Source organism: Chryseobacterium vaccae, assembly GCF_009602705.1.
GTDB classification, from domain to species: Bacteria; Bacteroidota; Bacteroidia; order Flavobacteriales; family Weeksellaceae; genus Chryseobacterium; species Chryseobacterium vaccae.
Genome location: NZ_VSWH01000001.1, coordinates 4,152,920 through 4,179,076 on the forward strand (window position 1 = coordinate 4,152,920; position 26,157 = coordinate 4,179,076).

The window sequence follows — 26,157 nt, forward strand, 5'->3', positions numbered from 1 at the left end:
TGTTATATGTCATAATAGCTTAAAAAGTCATTCCGACTCCTGCCGAAATCCTTCCGCCATCTGAACCGTAAAAATAATTAAGCCTTGCAGAAAGCATCTCTACAATGCTCATCCAGAAACCTGCTCCTACAGACTGGTGCCATTTGGTGGAATTTTCATTATCATTCCATACACGGCCGATATCATAACCGATTAGCACTCCCATATTGGCGGGAACGATATTGTTTCTCACCCTTCCGAAATCCCAGCGGACTTCAGAATTGTTGGTGAAGTATGATCTTCCTGAGAATCTGTCGTTTCTGAAAGCTCTCATTCCGTTATTCCCTCCGATACTTGCCGCCTGATAGAATTCAAAATTATTATTGTTAATCCACATCACGTTGCTGGAATTGGCAAAAACAAAATTTCCTTTTTTATCAATTCTGTGGTCAATCGTCAATGTTCCGTTCAGCGTGACGAAATTCTTTTCAAAGTTGGATGTATTGGCTTTCCAGTCTGCATTAATCAGGAATTCCAGTCCTAAAGTCGGGAAAGCATTATTATCCATGTTTTTGTAACTGAATGTATAGTTGGCCCCGGTAAACTGCTGGCTTTTGAACACATCAGGACGTACATCCGGTGACTGGTCTACAAAACGGTCGCCTTTTCGCTGTACTTTATTATCCTCAAACGTAAGCTGGAACTGATGCTGAAGATTCATCCAGCTTTTTTTGGAAATGGAAGGGGCAAAATTGAATCTGGATATTCTGGCCCGGTTGTATTCCCTTTCCGTATTTTCTTTGTCGTAGGGGCTTTCATTGGAAAGGCCAAAGAAGTTTCTGGAAAATTTCGGAGTGGTATAACCTGCGTCAATATTGAAATCCCATCCGGAAATCGCTTTCTTAAAGATCCCTTTATACACAAGATTGAATCCTGCCGTAGCCGTATAGAAATTAGCTTTCAGACTGTGCTTCTGTGTGTAAGGATCGCGGATGAAGTTATTCACAGTATAATTGGCAAGGAAACCTATAATTACCCCGTCATCAGGATTGTAATCCGCATTCGGGTAACCCGCAACATAATTGAATTTCGGGTGTTTATAATTGTAGGTATTGATGTCATAGTCATCAGAAATATTTTTTGTTGCCGATCCTGCATTGTAGGTGTTTTTCTGAGATTTGAAATCATAAATTTTCACTCTGCTTCCGTCTGCAATATTATACACATCATGGTTGTAGCCACCTACGAGTCTGATGGCCATTTTAGGTCTGCCTTCTCCTGAAACTTCATAAATATCATCATCTTCCAGTCCGTAAATCCAGAGCTCCTTGGTTTTGGAGTCATCATAGTTTTTTTCGAAGACCAGCTCAGGATTTTCTTTGTCTTTGTCTAATTTATATTGTTTTACATTAACTGAATGCCCGGTTTTTGTGACCACAAACTTATCAGGATTCACGGTTCCGGCCAAAGGAACTTTTTTCTGAAGCACATCATAATATTGGGATGCATAATTCTGCAGTTTTGTTTTCCGTATTTTCAGCTTACTCAGGATGTCGGAAAGAGTTTCATCTTTTACTTCTTTCGGAAGATTAGTGAAGGCGTCGTCAATATCAGCATCCGTAAGATGATCCTGGATGTATTTGGCCTGAGCAATCCATTCTTCTTGTGTAGAACCTTTCAGGAAAACCAGATCCAGTGGATAAGGCTCCATATTCATCCATTTTACATTTTTTATGTCATCTTTGAAGGTTTTCATATGGCGGATAGCCGGAACATTCATAATGATTCTGAATGCAGCCCCGTCATACTTGCTGAAAGCCTGATCTCTGTCTTTCGGGATCGGTTTGTATACCACCTGATCTCCCTCCTGGTATTCTGCCCATTTCCATTGATCAGAATGCCTGTCCCAGTCGCCGATCAGCATATCGAAGATTCTTGCTCTGATGTAGGATTCACGGTCTACGGAATATTTATAATTTTTAGTGAAATTTTTCAGAACATCATCTGTAGAAACAATGTCTTTGGCATTATCCAGTGAGGCAAGGGTTTTAGGATCGGAAGAGAAACGTTCCTCAATCATGTACATTTCATCCCCGTAGTTTTCATTATATTCTCCCAGCGTATACTGCTTCGGGATGTAATATAATTTCGGATTGCTGTGAAAGATTCCCACCTTATCAGCCATATTTCCTACAGAAAAAGGGGTAAAAGGATGATTGGTAGTGTAAAAATCCAGCAGGAATTTTTCCGGGAAGGTATTATTCAGCTCATTTCCGAAAGTACTTTTCTTAAAAGCCATATTATTAAGGAAACGGACGGCGCTTTTCTTTACTCCACGCATCACAAACTCCTGTCCGTCTGCTGCTTTTAGTCGTAAGCTGTTCGACTGGTTTCCTCCTCCTTCTCGGAAAGGGGTAAAGCCTCCGTTTAACGTAGCAAGATCAGCTGTAGGAGCTTCGATAGGAATTCCGTAATACTTTCTGTAGTGTTCGCCCCATAGCCAGCGGTACACATTCCCTTTTTGGGTAAGCTCCACAGGGTATACTGTTGAGGTAGCAGTCCCAGGAAAAGTACGTGGATAATTATTGACAAATACATCCGGTTTTGAGATCACGGAAATATGGGTAAGCTTTTGTAAGTTGTTATTTTTTGTAGAAAAATATTCAACATCAGTGCTTTGATCTTTTCTGATATTCAGGACTGCGAAGCCGCTGCCTCCGTAAGAGAAATCGGTCTTCTGGGCAATGGTGGAGGGATCTGTTTTGGAACCTGCGCCACTGATAATCTGTCTTATATTCCGGTCTTCATGATATTGAAGATTATGATCATGTCCGGAAACAAAAATGATATTCTCTTTATCCTGAACAATGCTTTTTAAACGGTTGGCCAGATCAGCATAATGCTGGTTATTGAGATCTTCTGGACTGGCACCGGAAGAACTTCTCAGTATATTGATAAGACTTGCGACACCGGGAACCGGAATTTTACTTTTCAACGGAAAAAGATGGGATTTTGCTGAATTGAATCCCGCATGGGTACCACTGCTGATGATGGGATGATGCAGCGCAACAATGATTCTTTTATCCTGGTTTTTAGTCACCAGATCTTTAAATTCTGTAAAAAAATCTTCACGGGTTTTGATGGTGCAGCCTTTGTTCACCCCTGGATAATTATCCCAATTGGCCAAAGCCCATTCAGAATCAATGACGATCAGTTTGATGTCTTTTGATAGGTTAATATCATCTATAGGACAGGAATTTTTCGGTAAAAAAGCTTTTTTGTCGTTGAAATAATTCTTCACGAAATCCTCCTGTGCTTTTAGACCTCCCAAACCATTGTACCAGTCATGATTTCCCGGAATAACTAATGTTTTTCCTTTAAAATTTTTAGTGATAATCAATTGGTCTTCCAGCTTTTGTTTTGCCAAAGTATAGTCTTTGTCTGTCTCTTGGGGCATTCCGTTGGGATAGATATTATCTCCCAGGAAGATCAGCATCGAATTACTGTCTGCAGAGTCCAGCTTGTTTTTAAGAAGGCTGAGCGTCTGTTGTGCCTGAACTTCATCTGCATTGCCTGCATCACCAATCAGGAAAACTTTAAAATCATTTTCAGATTTTATATCAGAATTTTTTACTTCAAATAAGTTTTTACCCTTTTTTACGTTATATGTTGCGCAGGAGTAGAGAACTCCGGCAGACAATACTGCTCTAAAGGCAATAGAAGTATTTTTTAAATGAGTTTTAAAGGATAAATTCATAAATTTACATTAACAAAAATTCAGGGATGAGCATTTTACACAAAGCCAAAGATTATGTTGAAATCTTATTCAAAGATAAGTTATCTTCTGTATACTTTTACCATAATTTTATTCATACCACCTATACGGTCAATAAGGCTGAAGAGATTATGAAGCATACCCCGGTTTCTGAAGAGGACCAGGAAAAAGTGCTGCTGGCTCTCTGGTTTCATGATACCGGTTATATAGAATGTGCCCAGAACCATGAGGAAAGAGGGGTTGAAATTCTGAAAGACTTTTTACAGAAAGAAAACTATCCTGAAAATTATATCCACGATGTTTCCCAATTGATTCTGGCAACAAAAATCACTTATGAGCCGCAGAATCTTCTTGAAAAAATTGCGAAGGATGCCGATTGCAGCCATTTTGCAAGCCATGACTACAGTGATATTTCCGATTGTCTGAGAAAAGAATGGGAGCTTACGAATGTAAGATGCTTTTCCAATGAAGAATGGAATGCCGGAAATCTTGATATGCTGAAAAATAAACATCATTACTATACAGAATACGCCAAGGAAAACTGGGATCCTTTGAAAAAGAAGAATATTAAAAAAATAGAGAAAAAGCTGGAAAAAGAAGACGATAAAAAAGAAAGCTCCGATAATAAAAAAGAAAAGGAACCTAAATCTGACCGTAGTGTGGATACGCTGTTCAGGGTAACTTTGAATAACCATACCCGACTGAGTGATATTGCAGACAGCAAAGCGAACATCCTGCTTTCCGTGAATGCGATCATCATTTCTGTATGTCTTTCTGTGCTGGTTCCTAAACTGGATACTCCCAAAAATTCACACCTGATCATTCCAAGTTTTATTCTCCTGCTATCGAGTGTACTGACAATTATATTTGCGATTTTATCTACAAAACCCAATGTCACGAAAACGGCATTTACCGCCCAGGATATTAAAGAAAGAAAAGTAAACCTATTGTTTTTCGGGAACTTTCACCAGATGTTGTTCAATGATTATCATGATGCGATGAGAGACCTGATCAAAGACCGGGATTATATCTATGATTCTATGGTAAAAGATCTTTATTTCCTCGGAAAAGTGCTGGATAGAAAATACAAGCTTCTTTCTATTACCTATAAAATCTTTATGGCCGGTATTATTATTTCCGTGCTTTCTTTTGGGTATGCGTTTCTTTCGCTTTGATGAAGTGAAAACTTTATCTGCATACTTTTTTTAATCAGAGGGGCTATTTTTTCTTAAAAAATTATTGACGAAAATTTCAAATACTTTTCGCCCTACCGTCACAGACTTGTCAATAGATAAGCCTGGGACTTTGTGATGATTAAAAACAAGCATATTTGGCTGCTTTTATTTTTATTTTATTCATGCTTTTGTGAATTTTTTATATATTTAACCCACCAAAAAAACAAAAATGTATGAAGAAAAAATTAAACCTTACCAGGATTTTCCTGGTCATTCTGGCAGTGCTCTCTGTCTGTTCCTGTATCCGTGAGGATCTCCTTCAACCCGATAATACCAAGGGATTACCATCGAAAGGTGCCACTGCTGCAAAATATGTTTCGAAAAGTTTATGGCAGGAAGACGATGTATATATTGCGAAAATACAACAGGTATTCTTAAAGGCCGCCAACCTGGAAAAAGTAAAAGAAACTTATGGCGAGCTGTACTGGAATTATGCGATGAGTTTCGGTCAGTTTGGGGAAAAGTATCTATTGGTTCCTGTAGTGAAAAAAGACAAAGTTGTTCTTTTGATGGAGGCGGTAAGAAAAGGTAACAGGGTGTATTTCTATGAAAAAGATGATGCTGATCTTCTAGGTTTCTTTCAGCATGTACTATACTCTAATATTCTTAGCCACAGCGAAGTGATAGACGGGGCTGCCGCTTAGTCAAAATATGTATGCTCTACCAGAACCATTGTGATAGGCTGTCTGAATGGACAAACGGATTGTGAGCCGCTGAGCTACTCACAGATGGTTTGCGAATGGAAGGAAGGTGGGAACGGAGGTCCTCCTCCTAAGAGTTTTGATCCGCTTGGTGACCCGTTTAGCGGTGGAGGTGGTGGAGGTGGAAGCAGTGATGACGGCCATGAATATCCTGATCCACCAGAAGATCCATGCGAGAAAAATAAACAGATCATTACCAGCCCGGGGATACAGAATAAAATAAAAGATGTAAGAGAGAAAGCTGACAGTAATGGCAGATATGAGTTTGGGTTTAAGGTGAATGTAGATGGTACATCCACTGAAGTAACTCAGGGACCTGTAAAAGGAGAATGGGAGGTTGGAAGTTTAGCGGGGGATTAAAGGTTTTTATCACTCACACCCGGATGTAGGAATCCAGATTTTTTCTCCTAATGATATACAATCATTTTTCAGAACTAGAGTGACTTCAGGAACCCCCTCTACAGTAAGTGATATTTTTATCGGAGTAATAGGCGCTAAACCATGCAGCTGCCCGGGTGGTAAAAAATATTTTCATTATATGATTCGGTATGAAGGTTCATTAGAGGATGCAGGGACGGTTACTTTTACAGATTATAATATGATAGATATTATAAAAGATTATCAAGAAAGAGAAAATAAATTAACGTCTATATTGCCTACTTCTCCGTATTCAGATGATGGAGGAGTATCACTTAATTATAAAGGTGTTGAAAAATTATTTTTTGATACATTAGATAGAATGAATATAGATAAAACAAAAATGGTATTGCAAAGAATAGAAAATGATGGAACTATTAATACAATTATGTTTAATAATAATGGAATTCCAACCGAAATTCCTTGTCCTAACTAAAAAATTATCAAAATGAAAACTTACTTGTCAAAAATTATATTATTAGCTACTATAACATTAACTTTTTCATGTAAAGCACAGCAGGTGTATCCTTTAAATACAGATTATGAGACAGTACCCAATAATTCATATTTAAAAGATCTTAATAGCGAACTGGAACGTTATATTGGGGTTTATAAAACTAATTATGGAGGAAATGAAATTACATTGTTTATCACAAAGGATAATCAAAGACTGATTAAAAGAGCAAATAAAAATTTCTATCGGGATATTTTGATAATAAGATATATGATAAAGAATTCGTTTGGTAATGTACTGCAAGATATTCAAAATATGACATTTCCAGATAATCAACCCTCACATCATTTTATTGAAAGTATTGCCACCAACCCCTTACAAAATACTGTAACATTTATTTATAGTGGAACTAATTGCGGGATAGGCTGGGGAAAGATTATATTGAAAAAACTTAATGATACACAGATATCTTGGATCTATAGGCCAAATGGTTCAGCTACTACTGATGAAAATTGCCCGGGAAATCCAGATAAAACGGTATATCTTCCGGATACGGAAAATTTAGTTTTTACCAAACAATAATGAAAGGATTTGTTTCCTTTTTAGGAGAATTACTTGCTATGGTTTCTCCCAGATACAGAAGATTTAATCTTTGCCCAATAACGAATAATGGTAGTAATTATAAAACGACCACAATAATTTAAGCAGAACTTAATTATGAAATCTTTATTATTTTTTTTTATTCTTTCGTCTGCCTTATTACATGCTCAAATTATTAAAGATTCAATTTTAGGAAAACCTAAATTTGTAAAAGAGTTCGTCATTTTTCTAAATGATTCTGGACCATATACTTTTATAAAAGGGGATGATGAATATGGTCACTCAATCATTAAGACCCCTAGTAACCTAAGAAAAAGTATGAGGGATACGTGGTTTGAGACCTATTTTTGCAGATATATAAATAATGAAACCTATTATGATAAAAACAGAAATATTATAAAGGAAACATGGTATTACAAGTCGGGAGAAATTGTTGATGATTATGTTTATACGTTTGATCATTCAAACAGATTAATTACAGAAATATCTAAAAACAAATATTCCGAAAGAAGGTCTAAATACTGGTATGAGGAAAACAGTAAAACGGCAGCATTTAAAGAAAATTCTTATCAATGGAAAGATGAACCTGCAAGAAGATATTTGAATAAGACTGGAAACTATGAACCTTTAATTGTAACGAAGTTTGACACTCTTACAAAGACAGACAGCATTTTTGCCGTAACGAATAATATTTGGAAAGCAACAGGAAAGGGATCTTTTATGAGAAGCACAGACTCTGTTTATCATAAGAGATTGAGTAGAATTAAAATTTATGATAACGAATACAGGGTTATTGAAGAAGATTTTTTCAACTATGAAGATAATCTTCAAAACAAAATATATTCCATGGGACAATTTCGATATCAATATGATGCATCTGGAAATATTGTAAAAAAAACGTTACTAAAAGAAGGAAAACCTTATTCATATAGTTTTTTTGAGAATGGAAAATTAATTAAAGAAGAAAAAGCTGAAAGTTCAGAATATACAGTTTATACTAAAAACCAAAAACAAGAAAGGAAAACAACATATTACAAAGGTGAAATTTTACATGATCAGATAATTGAGTATAAAGGCAATTATATAACCGGACTATTTTTTCTGGATAAATTAGGAAAGGAAGATCAAAAAAAGGAATCCAAAATAATACGTTTCAAGTATAAGTTTGATAAATATAAAAACTGGATAGAAATAATTAAAAATGTAGATGGAAAAGATTTATATAAGTGGGTCAGAAAAATTGAATATTATTAAAATCTAATATCTGCCTTTCTAAAATGAATAGTAACTGATCTGGATATTTTAATTTTAAACTATTGAAATCCTCAGAGCCAGCAGCCCGGTAATTCCCTGAAGATCCTCTACTTTCAGGAATTCTACATCGTGCTGAAGGATTCCCTTTTTCTGGAGCTTGGCGATGTATTCCAGATATTCTTTCTGGTTTTCCATGCCAAAATAAACGATGGTAATCTTTCCGGGACAGGTAATCCTTTCTGTAGAGTCTTTAACATGGGATTTGTCAAGACGTTTTTTAACAATTTCATAATAAGAATTGTAGGCACCGTCTACATCAAAGCGTTTTTCATCCATTCTGAAACGGATGTCTATTTTTTCGTTGTACACAAAGATCAGGGAGGCAATATCCAGTCGGATGGGAAGATCCATTTTAAATGTCTGGAATTCGCGTTCCATATTGCAGATGGTTTTCAGCTGCCAGTATCTTAATTTGTGAACGACTTTGGAGGAGTATTGAAGTTCCGGGGCAATATTGTGCCCGATGTACAGATTATGCTCCACACCATCCGATTTGAATCTTTCATAATAATGCGGAAAGATTTGCTGGGCTTTGATCTGACTTTCATCCAGCATATCTGCCAGTTTCCTGTTGAGCAGGGTAATGGAATCATCCAGCCTTTTCCGGTTGGCATAAAAGAGGTCGGTTTGTGGGAAGACCTGTAAAAAATAATCTTTGATCTTTGCTTTGATTTCTCTTGTTGATTTCACCTCTAGTTTGCCCTGCAGGTAAGGATGAATTTCTTCTCTCAAAATCCTTTGGAAACGTTGTTCCGTATCAGCTTTGATCTCGTTGTTCAGTTCATTTTCAAAAACATCCAGTGCCAGCAGGTATTTCTCTGAATCGGAATTAATCAGAGTGAAAATATCATGAAGGACCTCAATCTGTTGATTAAGGTCTTCCAGCATCAGGTTAAAACGTTTGTCTGAAGAAGAACGGATATCTGAAAACCCAAACAGAGGGGTGAGATTCTTAAAGGAGATCTGCTTCAGTGTATACATTTTCTTGGCCAGATAAGCATTGAAATATTTTTCGGCTTCGTTCCGGAATTTCCAGACTACGCTGTTATGGATGGAAGTATATTCACGTTGGATAATGGCTTCTATCTGATAGTTTTTTTCAAAGCTGAACCGGGTCAGGGAGAACAGGATCATATCCGTGAAAAACTCCATCTTTTTCAGCTTTAAGCCGTTGAAACTATTGGCATGATGAGACGTAAATTCCATGATGGCCAGAAGCTCATTGTCTTTCATGATGGGGATCACCATGAAGCTGTTGATATCGTTCTCCTTTAAAATACTGAAAGAGGGCAGCGCTTTTATATTTTCATCCAGATTGCCGACATTGGAGACGACAATTGGTTTTGAATTATGACTTAAATTGTTAAAAGTATTGATTCGTGTTTCTTCGTCAAAGGCATTGATCCAGAAATCAAGAATATGATTACTGAAAAGGCTTTCATAGATCGGAAGTTTCTCCAGTTTCTGGCCTTTCTGGTCGAAAAGCATTAATCCGAAGCTAAGGTCTGCCACATCAAAGTACGATTTGAAAATTTCTGTAAGGTTTTCATCAGGACTCAGGTCTTCCGGGTCGATCTCTATCATACTTGATTTAAGCTCGGATAATGCCACTTCCGAAGTACAGTCTACCAGCGATATAATGGTGAACCCTTTCAGAACCCATGACTGTGACGGGAAATACCTTTTCCAGAGCTTGAAATCATCGAGGTTTTCCAACAGCATATCCAACACGTCATCTTCAGGAATTTTTGCCGTTTCTGTAGGATAGATTTCTGTAAAATCTGAATTGACCGTAATCTTATAATGTTTCATGATTCCCTGTTTATTCGGGATATCATAGTAAAACGGGATAGTGCTCTTGATATCTTTTTTGAAATAGCTCTGAAGGATCAGGCAGCAGCAGAATACATAAAATTCATTGTCATCAATATTCCTGAGTTCTATTTCAAAATCTTTACCGGCATCTTTAAGAATACTTTTAAATCTCTCCGTGTAATTGAAGGTGATATTGGAAAGTGGAATACTGGCCGCTTTGATCTCGTTATGGGTGAGTCCGGTGGGGAAGAGGTCTGCCAGAAGCATTCTGATGAGGTCCTCATGTTTGTCCAGAAGAGAAACATCCTGAAAACCTTCTCTTAGTTCCTGAAAATTTTTAGTACTGTCGATCAGGGATTCAGCGTAATTGACACGATATTCCAGACGATCATTGTACCGAATATGTTCCAGTACATCCAAATATTTTTTGAATGAAATGTAAACCTGAAAGGGTGAGTCTTTTTTGTAAAGATTGGCCAAAAGCTGAAATTTAGAGTAAAGTTATGAAAAAAACGGAACTTCCAATTTGAAGGGATTAGCTAAAAATGAAGCCAGGAAAATGTTTTGTTTAATACTTTTAAATAGATCTCTGAAATCTGTAAAACATTATTTGTTTCTCCTTTTCTTTTTTAAAAAATCAATAGTTTTATGTAGAAGATTAGGATAAAAGTCTAGTGTTCCGATCTTTAATTCTTTGGTTGCCGGAAAGAGGAATTTCATCACAGGAATGGAAAGCATCACGGCAAAAGGCAGTAAAAGTATTCCCGGGCCATTATTTTCTGCCGGATCTTTTTTTAGAAAAAGAACAAAAGCGGCAACAGATAAGGCTGCTAATAATGTGATAAGTATTTTCTTCATAAGATAATCAGCTTTTCAAATATAATGAATTTTAGACTGTTTTCTGATGAAAATGCCTATTGTTTTTCTTCAAAACTGCACAGTTTTGTAATTTCTGTTTTTCCGATAAGGGAATGGTCATATTTCAGGATTTCCGGTTCTTCCGGATCGAAGGTAATATCCTGAAGTTTTTTTGCAGCAGGGAAAAATTCCAGCCAGCCTACCGCATGATCTGCCATCATTTTTACGGATGAATCTTCGGAAATATCATTGGTTACATACAGTTCAACGGTGATTTTTTCAGATGTGACCTCTTCTATCCGGATTTTAACATCTTTGAAAGTTTTCAGAGCAGAAACATTGCTGGATTTCACCAAAGCTGCGATTAGTTCTTCGCACGATTTGAATGTGTCTTCTTTTTGAACAGGTGCTTTCTTTTGGGCAGGCTGGGCTTTAACAACAGTTGCTTTGGGTACTGAAGCTGTCTGCTCCTGTTTCTTTTCGCATGACAAAGAAAGAAAAGCTGCTACGGTGAAGATCAGAATTGTATAGATTTTCATTGAGGTTTGAAAAGGTTTAAAGGTCATAAGTTTTATTGTTTCTCAATCTTATATTCTTTCTGTTCCCCGACTATTGATTCCATAAGGCTTCCTTTAAGTATTAATTGATCTGTCTTTGTGATGGTCAGGGATTTTCCTGTGGATGGATCTTTTAATTTTAGCTCTTTGGGGGATTGGCTGAGCACTTCCAGATTTTTTTGAAGGATTTCAACATAAGAGTCAATGACAAAAATGGCTTTTTTATTGTGAATATCCAGTTTGATCTGGCCCCATGCCCGTGGATCGGCAGATTCATCTTTTAATCTCAGAAACGTTCCAAAATATTTTCCGTTCCAGGTGAAAGAAGGGGTGGTTTGCTGTGAAACAGCTTTATCTGAATTGATTTCCTGCTGTTTTTCCGAAATTTGTTTTTCAGGAATAATTTTCTCTGCTTCAGAAATCGGAGCGGATTTCTGTTTGTTTTTGGAATCATTAGTTTCCTTGCAGGAAATGATAGATACCACCAGGAGAAATAATAGAGTTCTCAGTGTTCTTTTCATGGTTTTTAATTGCAGAGTTCAAGAATCAGGGGTGTTTTACCTCCGTTTTCACGGATCAGCAGAAAATCTTTTCCGGTAAATTCAAGACGTTTTGTTTTCGTATATATATCAGGAAATAGAGAATACATTTTATTTCTTATTGGTTGGATGTTTTACTGATTACGAAACGATAGTTGGAAGATGGCTTCATTGTATAAAGTTCTGTATCATAATATTGATTGGTTAGAATGATGGGAACTATGTTTTGTTTTCCGTTTTTAAATGTAATAAATTTATTGATTTCAACTGTATCTTCAACAGGTGCTACATCTAAAATGATTTTTTTTACCAGTTTTTCTTTATCAAAATAGTACAACCTGTATCCATAGATGCCGGATTCATCTTCTTCCTGAATTAAAAGTATGTTCTCATACCCATCAGTAAATATAAAAGGAGTAAGCACGTAGGCATCCGATACAATAAAATCAATTTCTTTATTGTTGATATACATTTTTTTTCCACCGATATTTTTAGATTCATCTAAATAACTCTTTAACTGTAGTGTTAATCTGTTTTTCTGATAAATTCCCTCAGCCTTGTTTATTGTATTCCATTTTTCGTAAATGAAATAGGCGTTATTCTGGCTTTCAGGTTGATCAGAATTTACTTTATTGATCTTTTTATCCTTTTTATTAGTATCGTTAACAGGCTTTATCGCATCAGAACCTGATGGTTGATGGGTTTCCGGCTTTGTTTCTTTGCAGGAAAAGAAAATAAAAAGTCCGACTATAAAAAGTATTTGCGTCTTTATCATTTTAGTGACAGAGTTCAAGAATTAATGGGAGTTTACCGCCGTTTTCTTTTATGAGGAGAAAATCATTACCCACAAATTCTAGTTTTTGTTTTTTCATGTTATATAAACCGATCCATTGGAGTTTTGCTTTCCCGTTGTTTTGAAGAATCAGTTTTCCAATAATCTTATCTTTGGAGATCTCCTCATCTACAATTTTTAGATATTCTTTATAATAGTTTTCCTGAGAAGATACACTTGCATATTTAAGAAGATATTCATTCTTATTGGATGATCTTTCTACCTTTAGATTGATGTAAATGGCATTGAAATCGTACAGGGATAGAAAACCTTCATTTTTATTGACACTCAGTTCTGTTAATTCATTCTGACAGATTACGGCCCACATTCCTTTTAAATCCGAGGGATAAGTTTTTGTTTCAATAATTGTTTTATTCCTATTATTGTTTGAATTTATTAAGTGTGCTGAACTATTTTTCTGTGTAGTATTATCTATAGGTTGAAAATTCCCCTTGAACTGATAAGAACCAATTTCTAATAAATATGAACTATTTTGTTCTGATAAAGTAGCTTTAGAGTCTACATATAATTGATGGATATCCTCATGGGTTTCAAAATAAAAATGACTATCCGAAAACGTTTTTTTTAATTGATCATATTTTAATATTTGAAATGTTAAATACTCTTCAGTAATTGACGGAAATAAAAAGATGAGGTTATTTTTATCATTGGCGAGAAGCTTAATTTCATCAATAGCATCTTTGGCTGCAATGTCATAAGAAAAATTGAAATCAGTATTAATTTTTTGACTATCAATTTCTAAAATTGAAGTTTCCTTTTCTAAATCTAAAGTTAAAAAGATGTTCTTCATTTCTGAAGTTTTTAACTCATAGGTTATATTTTCTGAGTTTTCTTTTATTTTAACTTTTTCAATTTTAACTTCTGAATAAATATTAGAAACAGTTCCTGTCTTTTTTATATCTATTTTAGGCACTTCTTTTTTACAGGAAGTGATATTGATGCCTATAATTAATAGGAATAACAAGGACAATACATTTTTTAGCAAATATTTACTATTCATTATTTTATAGCTCCATTATTTTATATTTCTTTTTTAAAACTCTTTTTTCAGTAGAGTTATTTCTTGTATATATATTAATATCAAAAGTTTCAGTAATAACAAAATCTTCAATGGTTTCTCCATCCATTTTTCCAATTTGTAATGAAGAAATAATCTTATTATTGTTGACAATTTTTAAAAAATAGCCTTCAATATCAGAATCGGTAAAAGCAAGAATTATGGGTTGTAAATTGTTAATTTTCGGAAGAAGAAAAAAGATAGATGGTTGCTCCTTGATACCATAGTTTTCAAGGATATCTTTATTCTCCAAAAAAGTGTAAGAAGGATACTTACCCTCACAATTCTTATTATCTTCGATACATGCTTTATAAGAAGTATCAAAGTCAAATGGTAAAGTACAAAATTTGCTGTTGTTAGTAATATAAGTCTGTTTTGTTTTCGAAAATTTTGATATATCTACATTCTTATTTTTTAATAGAATCTTACTAAATTTTTTAAACTCTGCTTGAACATCAGGCATAAGATTTTGTAAAATATCATCATTTTTTCCTTCAAGGTTTACTTTTTCTATTTCACCTAAGCTATTATAAACAAAGTTATATTTCTCATAATATGTATCAGATGGTTTTTCATTAATATAGGTTTCAACTTTGAATTTTACATTTACTGTTTGCTTATCTTGTGAAACGGTTTCTGGTGTGTATGTCATCGCACAACCTGATCCACAGCTTAGTACAAAAGAATTATCATTTATATTATTAATAACAGACGAAACTTGATTTTCTTGTTTGGCTCGGATTATACTTTTATCTGAATCATTTTTCTTACAACTGATTGTTATAAAAAATAAGCAAAGAATTAATTGTGAAAATTTACTGGTTTGCATTTTTTGAATTTATTAAAGCAAATTGTACTTTAAGACAAGCATAAACTATGTAAAATATTATTTAGTCTTTTGTAAAGGCATTTCATTATTGCCAGGATTTATAAAATATATTGGACTTCCTGAGATAAAGTAATTATTGTCTGTTTTTTCAATATAAATAATTCCCATGTCACCAGCAGATTCGTCATAATTAATTTTGATTTTTTCATTATCAATTTGTTCAGCTTTTAAATTAGAATAGTTATTTTTTGTTCTGTCTTCCGTAACATTTACCATAACGTCTTCTAAAGAATTTATAGTGATATTGAAAATTGTTTTTATATTATCTTTATTTGTAGCCTCAAAGTAATAGGATCCTTTCCAAACATTAGTATTATTCTGAACTACAGTATTGTTTTCTTTTGTAAATAATTTTTGTTTTACCAAAAGTGTTTTTCCAGAAGTATTGATTTTGTATTGCTCCCATTTTTCAACACTTGCTCCGGATTCATCTTCTGCAATATCTAATAAATAAATATTGTCTTTATCAATATAATAATATTTTGTTTTTACAGTTAAAGCCTCGGAATAGTTGAAAGATTGATATACAATAATAGAATCTGACAGCGTTTTATTTTTCTCAATATATAATGTTGCTTGATAACTTAAATCTGCATTATTTGTACTTATAGGAGATGAGTTTTTAATGAATAACTCTATTCCCGAAGACAGTTTTCCAATATGGATCTTTTTATTGATAGAGTTTAGCTGGTCATAGTCAAATTTGATTTTTGATAATGCACATTTTGAATCATCTTCTTTAATCTGCTTTTCAGATCTATCAAAAAATGTAGTGCTTAGTTTACATGAAGAATCAATAGAATTCACAAAACTTAAATTAGAAATTAAAACGTCACCATTCCAAATTTTGCCAATAAAGAGCTCATTAGATATAGTTGTTTTTGATATGTTTTCCTGTGTTTTTTTACAGGAGAATAGGCATAGAATGGCAATTATATAAAATATTTGTTTCTTCATCATTTTAGTGACATAGTTCAAGAATTAACAGGAATTTACCGCCATTTTCTTTTATGAGGAGAAAATCGTTACCCACAAATTCTAGTTTTTGTTTTTTCATGTTGTATAAACCGATCCATTGGAGCTTTGCCTTCCGGATTATGGAGATAGGCTTTAATTTTGAAGGTGTATGTATACCTGTCTTGTTATTCTGATATAGTTTCATTTAAGTCAAGCTGTTTAAGAAGAATTTTTTTAGAAATTTCTTTTTTTATCCATTCTTCTTCTCCTGTTTTTGCACTCGTTCCTAAGGTTGCAATAAATATTTTTTCGATATAAAAGTCATTATTTTTAAAAAGAACAGGAATAACAACTTTTCTGAATATATTTTGATATTGATCAGTAAAACTCAAGATTAAATTGAAAGCTTGATTGTTTTTCGTTTTCGTTTTAATATCTATAAAATCACAAACAAAGTTTTTGTTAAAAAAAGATTTATTATTAGATTTTGCTTCAACATTATAACCTTCCGTTTTTTTCTCTACAATAATTATATCCTGATAATTATTGTTATTAAAATTTACTTTAAAGCTCTTAGTTTGGCCTAACTCATTTGAACCACTATTTGAAAGAGAAATTGTATCTTCTTCCATACTTTCTTTTGACTTTAAAAAGTATTTTTTACATTCTGGCAAGTCACAGCCTAAAAGCATTGTTGTTTTACCGTTAAAGAGTGATATATATGATCCTCCATTAATTTGTAAGTCATATTTTTTTCCTTTGTATGAATAATTACTTACATCAATATTACAGGGTGTAATCGGATATGAAAAATGCCATTCATTTTCGGTGATAGATGTAGCTAAACTCATTATTTTATCTACATCATCATTATTCAGAGACCATGCTTTATCTTTTTTATTTAATGTTTCTCCTGTTGAATATTGTCCTTTACATTTTGCAAAGTAAGTTGTCACTTGAGTCTTTTTATTTTCATTCTTATCCTGTCCCTTACAAGATAAGATAACTGACAATAATAAATATAAAATTGTAATATTTTTCATTATTTTAAATAATCTTTAATGGCATTATAAACAATCTGTCCTTCACCTGCTTCTTTTGCTGCTAAATGCTCATGACAATCAATTTTACTTGTATCTAAGTTATAGTAACTTAAAAGTGCGATGACAAGACATGCTACAGATTTTGCTTGTTCTTCAGTTAAGTTCTCCCAGCCTGCAACTGGATTTTGTCCCTTTAATCCTAATGTAGGTTTACCATTTTTATCTATTGCAAAACCAACTACTTCAATTCCTACGGATTTTGAATTCCATCCAGCACAATGCCAAGTCACTTTTGATAAATTAGCTGTTTGAATAATTACACCATCTTTCCCAACAATAAAATGTGTCCCATAATAATCTATACCTCCTTTTTTATTTTTTCTCCCACCTTTAAAAGCATTGATACAAGCTTGGGTTGTTCCACCGGCAGTTCTATGTAAGATTATTTTTTGAACACTTGTTTTTGGGTCTTTAAAAGTTCCATGTTCAATTACAGCAACATGATTTTTCATAACTCTTGAATGTTCTATAAAACCATTATTTACATTGAATGCTGTAGTACAAATACAGTCTTCTAAGTCACTTGGGCAAAGTTCATTCTTGCTTGATTTTTCCTTTTTATTTAGATTACAGCAGTTTTGAGGATATTGAAAAACTGTTTTTAATGCATTTATAGCATTAACCCGTTGATTATAGCCATTGATTGAGGATGATTTGGTTGCATTAGGCTTATTAACCATTCTGGAAGTATCAAAAACACTATCTTTATCAGCAAATGGATTAATATTTCCTTTATCATTATATTTCCAATACCATCCGCTTGACATGGCTGCTATTTCAATATTTGTAGAAACTAATTTAGGATTTTTTACAACATCATATCCGGAATTATCTTTAAATTTTTGATAATTTCCCTGTAATGTTAAATGAATAAACCCTCTACCTCTATATGGATCATAAGAATATTCTTGATTTATTTTCCCTTCTACACTTTTCATAAAAGCACCTGTTTCATGATAACATTGTCCTAAGAAGTGTATTTTTCTAATACAAGAAGTTATTTCATAATTTTCAAAAGTTTTGTTTAATACTTCAGCAAACTTTTCATATGATTTATCATTAAATTGTTCATGTCCACCTGTAAATAAATTGTCTTTGTTCCATTTATAGAAATTTTCTCCAGCTTCATCAAAGGTTGCTTTTCGCATTGCAATTACCATTTCTTTTAATTCCTTGGGATTAATTGCTCTATCACAAAAACATGTACAATTATCCGTCTTTTTTTCCAATTTCGGTTCTTTAATTACTGCGGGACTATTCCCTGGCGGGGGCGGAGCGGTAGGTCTTTGATCTTTTTTTATGGTGCCATTGCTTTCTCCCCAGTCCCAAAGCTCATTCCACCAGTCAATCACTTGGTGTGCTATGTCTTTTTCTTCTTTTTTAGACTTTGGTTTGTTCTCTGCAGGAGAGTCCTTAGCTTTGGACTGTTCTTTCGGAGAGACCGGTTTGGGGCTGGGTTTGCTACTCGGGAGATCAAGGATGATAGGATTTTTTACACTTTTATTCTCCGTAGCATGCTTTTTATGGGAATAGTATTCTACCGTTACATAAAACTCCAGTTCTTTAGGATCGGTTTCACCTTCCATAGCCTTCTTCATTAAGGCTTTGGTGAGCATAAATTCTACTCTGGCAATTCCGTTTTTTACTTTTTCTTTTTTGCTATCTATGGGTAAGTTTTTTGCATTATGACCTGAACCTTTGGCGTCATCTTCCCAAAGAGTAAATTGAAGATACTGGCCTTCCAGATTCATGCATTTGGCTTCTGCGACCAGTTTTTCCGTGAAGCTGAAAACAGTTCCGGGAGTATCGTCTATGTATTTTAATTCAACTTTATTGATTCTGGGAACATCGCTGGGTTGTGGCTGTATTTCCAGTGCCATTGGAGCTCTGCCTTCCGGATTATGAAGATAGGCCTCAATCCTGAAGGTATCTTTGTAAGCTGTTGTGTTAAAGGTAAAGCTGCTTACTCCTTTTTTCTTGATATTGGTAGGAACAAATTTCCCATTTACCTTTTTAAAAAGATGCCAGGTAACGAGTGCCGGATTTCTTTTCTCCAATGGAGTGGCAGGATACCATTCATCAATTTTATAAGTAACCCGTTCTCCTACTTTTGGTTTTGTATTTCCCGATATTTTATAAATTCCTTGTTTAGACATGGCCGAAAAGTTTTTGATTAGTAGGCGTCTGGTTCAGTGTCCTGCATTTCCTTCTGGAATTCCTTGAAATTCATGAAGGGATTGATATGATGCTGCTCCTGGGGATCTGCTTTTTTTACATTCTGCTGAGTCATCGCTGCGGTTTGTCCATGTTCCATGATGGTGATCTTTCCGCCTGTGGAGCACATAAGTTCTGAGACTTCAGTAACGCAGCTTTTGTCCATTACCTTTACTTTTTCATAGGTTTTCTGCCATTTTCCTGCGGGAGCGTAAGCGCAGGGAAGATACCCTCCAGATGAAGGTTTCAGTTTGCATCTTCCGAAACTTGGCCCCGAGGGATTGAACTGAAGATCATCTTCAGTTACGGCCAGATAATCGGCTTGACCTTTTTCATTATTCCAATAATGTTTCTGGTGAGAGGTTACTTTAAATTGTGGAAACTGATCGCCCTGATTACATTGAGCTTTTCCTTTCTGTATGACGAGATGTTTTCCGTCATGTGGTGATGCGGATCCGGACATATTTTGCGTTTTTATTGGTGTTGTTTCAAAGATAGTAAATTATTTTAATTGCTTTTCCAGTGTAAATACTTCTTTTTCAGTTATATTTCCGATCTGGATTTCAAAATTTCCGGTGATTTTCTGAACTTCCAGATCAGTCCGATTGATATAATATTCCGCTTCATGGTGGCAGGCTACGGAATATCCATTAAAAGGTGATGATTCCTGATATTCATGGTTTTTGTCATAAAGCTGATCAAGGTTTCTGTAATCACAGGAAGTTCCTTTCTGAACGATTTTCAGTATTTCATTATCGGTTGTATCCGGTTCTCTGGGTAAAATCCGGTTATACAGTTCGAAACGGATTGGGGAAGCATTGGTCAGCCATGGAAGAAATTCATGATAAATCCCGGAATCTGTCCAGCTTTCATATTGGGCATTATAAAATGAACCGAACAGAAATTGCATAGGTAATGTATTCCGGATATCTGTCAAGATTTGTTTTTTATCTTCAGTTTTCTTTTTCAGCTGATCAATATAAGAGGCGGACCATTCATCGGTAAAGTATTTTTTTAATGCCTCAAGCTCATCTTTAACAACCGTTTCCGGATGGTGGAATGCTGCATCTGTAAGTTTTCCTGTTTCATTAATTCTAATTTCTAAAGGAAACATAATTGCTGCACAGGCTTTGGCAAGGCTGGAAATTTTACTGTCTGATTCGTAGCCGTTTTTTATGGAACCGAATTGCTGGACTGAAAAATGATGCTGGTCTTTTTCATGTCTCAGATACTTCAGTTCTGTCCGATACAGATAATTGGTCAGAAGGGTATTATCCTGATATTTTTGATGTCTGACTGTATAGCTGCCCTCAATCAAAGGAATTTTAAACGGGATTTTCCCGTGAGGCGGATGATAATAGAGGCTGTCACCATTTTTATTGATCTTTTTATTGAGCTTTTTTATTTCATCACCAAAGGGAATATGGAGAAGAGTACCGGTTTTCAGTTTTACAGGATCTACAAGCCGATCATACAATGCACAATGGGCATTATGAAAATCTTTGATATATTTCGGGTTCTCTACTTTCAGATCAGAAGCAATCTTCTCTAAGGTATCGCCCGGAAGTGTCATGTAGGTGATCATGTGATTGTGTGTTTTTAACGATTAATAAGTTGACCGTTATAGTTCCAGACAACGGGATTTATTTATCAGGATGTAATTTATAAAAAATTTCATAAAAAAAACTTTCAAATCACGTGAAAGGTTTATTAATAAAGCAATTATCCCTGAAAACAGGGAGTAATTTTATACATTGAATCTACTTAATTTGGAGAGAAATTTTCTTTATTTTGATTTATTTCCCCAATGTAATTTCATCTTCCACTTGAAAAAACGAATGGATACAAAAAAACCTCTCAGTTGCCTGAAAGGTTTTGTGTTATATGTTTAATATTCGCTTATAATCCAAACTGCTTTGCAAACAGATCCGGGAAAACTCCCAGAAGGATAATGGATACAATAACGAATACCGCTACAATATTATAAGTAACTGTTACTTTTTCTGAAGACTTGAATGTTGATTCTTTAAAGAAGAACATCGCAATGATCATTCTTAAATAGTAAGCAATGGAAAGGGCGGACCCCAAAACAGCTACCAACACTAAGAAAACTCCGTGCTTTGAATTCATCGCCTGGGAGAATAAAGCAAATTTACCCATGAAACCTGCAGTTAAAGGAACTCCGGCCATTGAAAGCATAGAGATTGCTGCTGCTGTTGCCAGTAAAGGCTCAGTTTTAGCAAGACCCTTGAATGCTCCGAATGAAGTTTCTCTTTTCAGTTTTTCTACCCAGATCAGGCACATGAAAACTCCTACTGTAGATAGTGAATAAGCAAATAAATAAAATGCTAAGTTATAAGTAGAAAGGCTTGTCATACCGAAGAATACCAATCCGATATATCCTGCATGGGAAACAGAAGAGTAAGCAAGCATTCTTTTTGCGTTCGTTTGTGCAAGACCCATAACGTTGGCCAAAAGTAAAGTGATGATTAAGAATACCCCCAATACATTGATCCAGTCCTGGGTAACTCCTGCAAAACCAATCGTCATTAATCTGAACAGAGCAAAGAATCCGGAGATTTTCACCACACTCGCCATAAAGGCTGTAATCAGGGAAGGGGCACCTACATATACGTCAGGGCTCCACATATGGAAAGGGGCTAATGCTACTTTGAATGCCAGTGCGCAAAGGATAAGCAATACCCCTAGGATGAACATAACATTGGTTGTATTAGCTATTCCAAATTCATGGATCTTATATAAATCAAAACTTCCGGTACTTCCGTAGATGAATGCAATACCGAACAGTAAAAAACCTGTTGCGAATGCACCCATTAAGAAATACTTAATTGAAGCTTCGTTGGATCTTAAATCAGTTTTGTTGGCTCCGGCCATTACATATAATGGGATAGAAAGAATTTCAACACCTAAGAACATGGTTACTAAGTTCTGGTATCCGAAAAGAACAATTCCTCCAACTAATGCAAAAAGCATCAGGGCATATAATTCCGACTGGTGGCTTCTGTGGTTGCTGAATGCAAAACCTCCGAGAAAGAATAACAATAAGGTGGTTACAATTGATATTTTAGTGAACAAAGCTGTATTAGCCGTATATTCATACATATGTCTGTACTTTTCGAAGAAAGCACATTCTGGCATGAAACTTACGTACAATGCGATGATCAATCCCAAAATCCCAATGTATCTTGCGAATTTTCCCTGTTCAAAAACTCCCGAAAATAACGCAACAACTGCCGTTAGGAAAACAATAATTAAAACACTCATAATATAGATTTGAGAGGCGAGATTTAAGTTTAAAGGCTTAAAAGTTTAGAGTTTCCGGTTCAGAACCTTCCGTCTCTTATCTCTTTGTCTTTTACCTTTAGTCTTCTCTGATCTCTTATTTTTTAATTTTTAAATCTTTTAATTTTTTTAGTTAGCCATCGCTGTGTAGATAAACTTCACCGAACTGCCTACCATATCGATCACCGGCTGTGGATAAATACCCAATAGGATCACGAAAACCGCTAAACTTGCCAATACAGAGAATTCTACACCGGAAAGATCTTTTGCTGTGCTTAGAACTGCTTCATCACCTTCACCGAACATGGCTTTTCCGTAGAATCTCAACAGGTATACCGCACAAAGAATTATCGTAAGACCAGCAATCACTGCTGCCAATCCGTTGAAATCATATACTGCTTTTAACAGGATAAATTCTCCGATGAATCCATTGGTCAACGGAACTCCCATTGATCCCAGGATAATGATCAGGAATAACACGGCAAATTTTGGAGCTACTTTTGCTAAGCCTCCCATTTGTCTGATATCTCTTGACTTAAATCTCTTATATAAAATATCACAACAGTAAAACAATCCTACTACGTTGATACCGTGAGCAAAAGTCTGAACCAAAGCACCTTCAGCACCTTCAATATTGAATGTTCCTCTTAAAGTAATCACTGCTGAAGCGAAGATTCCCGCTACCATTAATCCAACGTGAGAGAAAGAAGAATAAGCAATAATTCTCTTCATATCGGTCTGGATGATCGCGATAAGTGCACCGTGAACAATTCCCACAATAGCAAGGATGATTACAATCTGTCCTGAGATCCCTGCAATTGGAAGTGGAGTGATTGGAAGTAAATAACGCATTACTCCGTACACCGCCATCTTAAGCATGATCCCTGATAACAACATCGATCCCTGAGTAGGAGAGTAGGTATAGGTATCAGGCTGCCAGGTATGGAAAGGGAATACCGGTAATTTCACTGCGAAGGCAAAGAAAATGAACCAGAATACCACCGTCTGCTGTGTTTCGTTAAGCTGAGCATTATACAGGTCTGTAAGTTCGAATGATGCAGAGTGGTTGTACACATAGATCAATCCTGCCAGCATGAATAATGAACCAACGAATGTATAAACGAAGAATTTCGTAGTGAATTCAAATCTTTTATTTTCCTGACCCCAAAGTCCGGCAATGAACCAGATCGGAATTAAGGTTACCTCCCAGAAAATGTAGAACAATAGTCCGTCTAAAGAAGTGAACACTCCTACAAGACCAAACTGCATTAACAGAATCAGACCGTAGAATGTATTTCTGTAGTTTACATTTTCATTGAAAGATGATAAAATAATGATTGGCGCTAAAATGTTCGTCAATAATAAAAGCAGCATGCTCATTCCGTCAATTCCGAAATGCAGAGTGCTTTTTATGAATTGAGACCACGGGTAATTGATTTCATGCTGCAATACACTGTCTACGGTTGGATTAAAATCGAAATCCGAAATAATGTAGAATGTTACAAGCATCTGGATCAATGCAATTCCCAGCGCCAAATATTTGCTGGAATTATTCTTCCAGGCAAAAACTAATCCCGAACCTACAAGAGGTAATAGTAATAATGTTAATAATAAACCAGACATTATTGTAATATAAAGTTAACAATCAGTATAATTCCCACAGCTAAAGACATGATAAGGATATAAGTCTCTACATTTCCGTTCTGGATGCGCTTCATTGCTTTTCCGCTGTCTTCAGCGCCTTCGCCTACGAAGTCTACAAAACGGTCTAAGATCCCTTTATCAAACATCTTTCCTCCGCGTCCTAATCCTTCAACAGTTTTTACAATCAATGCATTGTAAAGTTCGTCTACATATAGTTTTTTAGCAGAAAGCTTTTCCCATCCGGTATAGCTTTCTTCTGCAAGAGCCATTTTTTTCTTTTTCACGTAGGTGTTTCTTACGATAAACCATACGGAGAAGAACATTAGTACTGTTGCTGCTAATAAGATCATTTCAGTATTGAAAGGTACTCCGGAAAGAGTAGCTTCCATCTGCTTGAAGCTTTGCTCGGTAAGAACCGGTTTAAGCCATTCCATCAGCTTGGCATAATGTCCGTGACCGATGAAGTGTGGAAGGTTAATGAAACCTCCAAGTACAGAAAGGATAGCCAATACGATCAATGGTAATGTCATATTAGACGGGCTTTCATGTAAGTGGTGCTTCTGCTCTTCAGTACCTCTGAATTCTCCATGGAAAGTCAGATAGTACAGTCTGAACATATAGGTTGCTGTTATTGCTGCTAAAATAAATAAGAGTACCCAATACATTGGGTTTTTAGCGAAAGCAGCGACTAAAATTTCGTCTTTGGAGATCATCCCTGATAATAAAGGGAAACCTGAAATGGCTAATGTTCCGATAAGGAAAGTAGCGTGAGTAAGAGGAATGTATTTTTTTAGACCTCCCATGAAACGCATATCCTGTTCGTTGCTCATCGCATGGATCACAGAACCTGCTCCTAAGAACAATAAAGCTTTAAAGAATGCGTGAGTCATTACGTGGAACATCGCTGTGGTATAAGCTCCAAGACCTAAAGCGATGAACATAAATCCAAGCTGTGAAACGGTAGAGTAAGCTAATACTTTTTTGATGTCGTTCTGACGTAGCGCATAGAATCCGGCTAAAGCAGCCGTTAAGAATCCGATGAATAAAATTCCTCCCTGTACTGTAGGTGCTAAAGTAAATAAGAAATTAGATCTTACTACTAAATAGATACCTGCCGTAACCATGGTTGCTGCGTGGATTAACGCGGAAACAGGAGTTGGTCCGGCCATCGCATCCGGTAACCATGTATATAAAGGAACCTGAGCCGATTTACCGGTTGCACCGATGAATAAACTCGCTGTAATAAAGATAATTACTGTTCCGTCCAATTCAAATTTTGAAGAGTTCTGAGCTACCGTAAGATAATCTACAGCATTCGTCTGAGAAGCAATCATAAAAATACCGATCAGTAACGCAAGGTCACCAATTCTGTTCATGATGAAAGCTTTTCTTGCCGCTTTACCGTATTCCTCGTTGGTATACCAGAATCCGATCAGTAGATAAGAACAAAGACCTACACCTTCCCATCCAATGAAAAGAATAAGGTAGTTGCTTCCCATTACCAAAAGTAACATCGAGAAGATGAAAAGATTCAGATAAGTAAAGAACTTATAGAATCCTTTATCGTGGCTCATATATCCGATAGAGTATAAGTGGATCAGGGAACCGATACCTGTGATGATCATGACCATCATTAAAGAAAGCTGGTCGATCTGGAATCCGAAATTAATCTGAACCCCGTTTACTCTGAACCATTCAAAAGCTCTTACGATTACCGGCTGGCTTTCAGAATTGAAATTCATGAAAAGACTTACAGCAATACAGAATGATCCGAAAACCATGGCTGTTGCCAAAGAACCCACCACTATTTTTGGAAGATTTTTCCCGAATAAACCGTTAATAAGAAACCCTAAAAGTGGTAAAAGTACTATTGCATACACTAAATTTTCCATT

General features: G+C 35.4%; 23 protein-coding genes. 6 read left to right on the forward strand and 17 right to left on the reverse strand.

Annotated elements, in window-relative coordinates:
* Positions 1–19: 19 nt before the first annotated feature.
* Positions 20–3,736, reverse strand: a complete 3,717-nt coding sequence (locus FW768_RS18940; RefSeq protein ID WP_153398065.1) for a metallophosphoesterase — start codon at positions 3,734–3,736, stop codon at positions 20–22.
* A gap of 26 nt (positions 3,737–3,762) precedes the next feature.
* Between FW768_RS18940 and FW768_RS18945 the strand changes: the two genes are divergently transcribed.
* From FW768_RS18945 to FW768_RS18970, 6 genes are all read left to right on the forward strand, one after another.
* Positions 3,763–4,929, forward strand: a complete 1,167-nt coding sequence (locus FW768_RS18945) for a Pycsar system effector family protein (protein WP_153398067.1) — start codon at positions 3,763–3,765, stop codon at positions 4,927–4,929.
* A gap of 233 nt (positions 4,930–5,162) precedes the next feature.
* Positions 5,163–5,633 carry a hypothetical protein gene (locus FW768_RS18950; RefSeq protein ID WP_153398069.1) on the forward strand — a complete coding sequence of 157 codons (471 nt, stop codon included), beginning with the start codon at positions 5,163–5,165 and terminating at the stop codon, positions 5,631–5,633.
* 84 nt (positions 5,634–5,717) lie between these two features.
* Entirely contained in the window at positions 5,718–6,050 is a 333-nt protein-coding gene (locus tag FW768_RS18955) for a hypothetical protein (protein ID WP_153398071.1), read from the forward strand.
* 79 nt (positions 6,051–6,129) lie between these two features.
* The gene (locus tag FW768_RS18960) at positions 6,130–6,543 is read left to right on the forward strand and encodes a hypothetical protein (RefSeq protein WP_153398074.1); all 414 of its coding nucleotides are present in this window, start codon (positions 6,130–6,132) and stop codon (positions 6,541–6,543) included.
* Positions 6,544–6,555: 12 nt separating this feature from the next.
* Positions 6,556–7,143 (forward strand): DUF6705 family protein, encoded by a 588-nt coding sequence (locus FW768_RS18965; RefSeq protein ID WP_153398076.1) that lies wholly within the window; start codon positions 6,556–6,558, stop codon positions 7,141–7,143.
* Positions 7,144–7,278: 135 nt separating this feature from the next.
* Entirely contained in the window at positions 7,279–8,415 is a 1,137-nt protein-coding gene (locus tag FW768_RS18970; RefSeq protein WP_153398078.1) for a hypothetical protein, read from the forward strand.
* A gap of 54 nt (positions 8,416–8,469) precedes the next feature.
* Here the strand turns inward: FW768_RS18970 and FW768_RS18975 are convergent, their stop codons facing one another.
* From FW768_RS18975 to nuoL, 16 genes are all read right to left on the reverse strand, one after another.
* Positions 8,470–10,710 (reverse strand): GAF domain-containing protein, encoded by a 2,241-nt coding sequence (locus FW768_RS18975; protein ID WP_231128730.1) that lies wholly within the window; start codon positions 10,708–10,710, stop codon positions 8,470–8,472.
* A gap of 186 nt (positions 10,711–10,896) precedes the next feature.
* Complete coding sequence (locus tag FW768_RS18980) at positions 10,897–11,148, reverse strand: hypothetical protein (RefSeq protein WP_153398082.1); 252 nt, start codon at positions 11,146–11,148, stop codon at positions 10,897–10,899.
* A gap of 56 nt (positions 11,149–11,204) precedes the next feature.
* Positions 11,205–11,687: a hypothetical protein gene (locus FW768_RS18985; protein WP_153398084.1), complete on the reverse strand. Its 483-nt coding sequence runs from the start codon at positions 11,685–11,687 to the stop codon at positions 11,205–11,207.
* Positions 11,688–11,719: 32 nt separating this feature from the next.
* Positions 11,720–12,226, reverse strand: a complete 507-nt coding sequence (locus FW768_RS18990) for a hypothetical protein (RefSeq protein ID WP_153398086.1) — start codon at positions 12,224–12,226, stop codon at positions 11,720–11,722.
* 5 nt (positions 12,227–12,231) lie between these two features.
* Positions 12,232–12,354, reverse strand: coding sequence for a hypothetical protein (locus tag FW768_RS23865; RefSeq protein WP_262885782.1), 123 nt, complete (start codon positions 12,352–12,354; stop codon positions 12,232–12,234).
* Positions 12,355–12,362: 8 nt separating this feature from the next.
* Positions 12,363–13,019, reverse strand: coding sequence for a hypothetical protein (locus FW768_RS18995; protein WP_153398088.1), 657 nt, complete (start codon positions 13,017–13,019; stop codon positions 12,363–12,365).
* Position 13,020: 1 nt separating this feature from the next.
* Entirely contained in the window at positions 13,021–14,097 is a 1,077-nt protein-coding gene (locus tag FW768_RS19000; RefSeq protein ID WP_153398090.1) for a hypothetical protein, read from the reverse strand.
* A 4-nt stretch (positions 14,098–14,101) separates the two neighbouring features.
* Positions 14,102–14,983, reverse strand: coding sequence for a hypothetical protein (locus FW768_RS19005; RefSeq protein WP_153398092.1), 882 nt, complete (start codon positions 14,981–14,983; stop codon positions 14,102–14,104).
* Between the two features lie 57 nt (positions 14,984–15,040).
* Positions 15,041–16,003, reverse strand: coding sequence for a hypothetical protein (locus FW768_RS19010; protein WP_153398094.1), 963 nt, complete (start codon positions 16,001–16,003; stop codon positions 15,041–15,043).
* A gap of 182 nt (positions 16,004–16,185) precedes the next feature.
* Positions 16,186–17,043 carry a hypothetical protein gene (locus tag FW768_RS19015; RefSeq protein WP_153398096.1) on the reverse strand — a complete coding sequence of 286 codons (858 nt, stop codon included), beginning with the start codon at positions 17,041–17,043 and terminating at the stop codon, positions 16,186–16,188.
* Positions 17,043–19,160, reverse strand: coding sequence for an N-acetylmuramoyl-L-alanine amidase (locus tag FW768_RS19020; RefSeq protein ID WP_185152007.1), 2,118 nt, complete (start codon positions 19,158–19,160; stop codon positions 17,043–17,045). Before FW768_RS19020 ends, FW768_RS19015 begins: the two co-directional genes overlap by 1 nt.
* A 116-nt stretch (positions 19,161–19,276) precedes the next feature.
* Complete coding sequence (locus tag FW768_RS19025; protein ID WP_153398100.1) at positions 19,277–19,780, reverse strand: DUF4280 domain-containing protein; 504 nt, start codon at positions 19,778–19,780, stop codon at positions 19,277–19,279.
* Positions 19,781–19,819: 39 nt separating this feature from the next.
* Positions 19,820–20,902 (reverse strand): hypothetical protein, encoded by a 1,083-nt coding sequence (locus FW768_RS19030; RefSeq protein WP_153398102.1) that lies wholly within the window; start codon positions 20,900–20,902, stop codon positions 19,820–19,822.
* A 314-nt stretch (positions 20,903–21,216) separates the two neighbouring features.
* Complete coding sequence (locus tag FW768_RS19035; RefSeq protein ID WP_153398104.1) at positions 21,217–22,602, reverse strand: NADH-quinone oxidoreductase subunit N; 1,386 nt, start codon at positions 22,600–22,602, stop codon at positions 21,217–21,219.
* Positions 22,603–22,749: 147 nt separating this feature from the next.
* A complete protein-coding gene (locus FW768_RS19040) occupies positions 22,750–24,243 on the reverse strand; it encodes a complex I subunit 4 family protein (protein WP_153398106.1) in 1,494 nt (497 codons plus the stop codon).
* Positions 24,243–26,156 (reverse strand): NADH-quinone oxidoreductase subunit L, encoded by a 1,914-nt coding sequence (gene nuoL / locus FW768_RS19045; protein ID WP_153398108.1) that lies wholly within the window; start codon positions 26,154–26,156, stop codon positions 24,243–24,245. The genes FW768_RS19040 and nuoL overlap by 1 nt, the downstream gene beginning before the upstream one ends.
* Position 26,157 lies beyond the last annotated feature (1 nt).

What these genes read in the sequence shown, in the direction of transcription:
- FW768_RS18940 (WP_153398065.1), bottom strand. Translation starts at nt 3,736, where the DNA reads ATGAATTTATCCTTTAAAACTCATTTAAAAAATACTTCTATTGCCTTT.
- FW768_RS18945 (WP_153398067.1), top strand. Translation starts at nt 3,763, where the DNA reads ATGAGCATTTTACACAAAGCCAAAGATTATGTTGAAATCTTATTCAAA.
- FW768_RS18950 (WP_153398069.1), top strand. Translation starts at nt 5,163, where the DNA reads ATGAAGAAAAAATTAAACCTTACCAGGATTTTCCTGGTCATTCTGGCA.
- FW768_RS18955 (WP_153398071.1), top strand. Translation starts at nt 5,718, where the DNA reads ATGGTTTGCGAATGGAAGGAAGGTGGGAACGGAGGTCCTCCTCCTAAG.
- FW768_RS18965 (WP_153398076.1), top strand. Translation starts at nt 6,556, where the DNA reads ATGAAAACTTACTTGTCAAAAATTATATTATTAGCTACTATAACATTA.
- FW768_RS18970 (WP_153398078.1), top strand. Translation starts at nt 7,279, where the DNA reads ATGAAATCTTTATTATTTTTTTTTATTCTTTCGTCTGCCTTATTACAT.
- FW768_RS18980 (WP_153398082.1), bottom strand. Translation starts at nt 11,148, where the DNA reads ATGAAGAAAATACTTATCACATTATTAGCAGCCTTATCTGTTGCCGCT.
- FW768_RS18985 (WP_153398084.1), bottom strand. Translation starts at nt 11,687, where the DNA reads ATGAAAATCTATACAATTCTGATCTTCACCGTAGCAGCTTTTCTTTCT.
- FW768_RS18990 (WP_153398086.1), bottom strand. Translation starts at nt 12,226, where the DNA reads ATGAAAAGAACACTGAGAACTCTATTATTTCTCCTGGTGGTATCTATC.
- FW768_RS23865 (WP_262885782.1), bottom strand. Translation starts at nt 12,354, where the DNA reads ATGTATTCTCTATTTCCTGATATATATACGAAAACAAAACGTCTTGAA.
- FW768_RS18995 (WP_153398088.1), bottom strand. Translation starts at nt 13,019, where the DNA reads ATGATAAAGACGCAAATACTTTTTATAGTCGGACTTTTTATTTTCTTT.
- FW768_RS19000 (WP_153398090.1), bottom strand. Translation starts at nt 14,097, where the DNA reads ATGAATAGTAAATATTTGCTAAAAAATGTATTGTCCTTGTTATTCCTA.
- FW768_RS19005 (WP_153398092.1), bottom strand. Translation starts at nt 14,983, where the DNA reads ATGCAAACCAGTAAATTTTCACAATTAATTCTTTGCTTATTTTTTATA.
- FW768_RS19010 (WP_153398094.1), bottom strand. Translation starts at nt 16,003, where the DNA reads ATGATGAAGAAACAAATATTTTATATAATTGCCATTCTATGCCTATTC.
- FW768_RS19015 (WP_153398096.1), bottom strand. Translation starts at nt 17,043, where the DNA reads ATGAAAAATATTACAATTTTATATTTATTATTGTCAGTTATCTTATCT.
- FW768_RS19025 (WP_153398100.1), bottom strand. Translation starts at nt 19,780, where the DNA reads ATGTCCGGATCCGCATCACCACATGACGGAAAACATCTCGTCATACAG.
- FW768_RS19030 (WP_153398102.1), bottom strand. Translation starts at nt 20,902, where the DNA reads ATGATCACCTACATGACACTTCCGGGCGATACCTTAGAGAAGATTGCT.
- FW768_RS19035 (WP_153398104.1), bottom strand. Translation starts at nt 22,602, where the DNA reads ATGAGTGTTTTAATTATTGTTTTCCTAACGGCAGTTGTTGCGTTATTT.
- FW768_RS19040 (WP_153398106.1), bottom strand. Translation starts at nt 24,243, where the DNA reads ATGTCTGGTTTATTATTAACATTATTACTATTACCTCTTGTAGGTTCG.
- nuoL (WP_153398108.1), bottom strand. Translation starts at nt 26,156, where the DNA reads ATGGAAAATTTAGTGTATGCAATAGTACTTTTACCACTTTTAGGGTTT.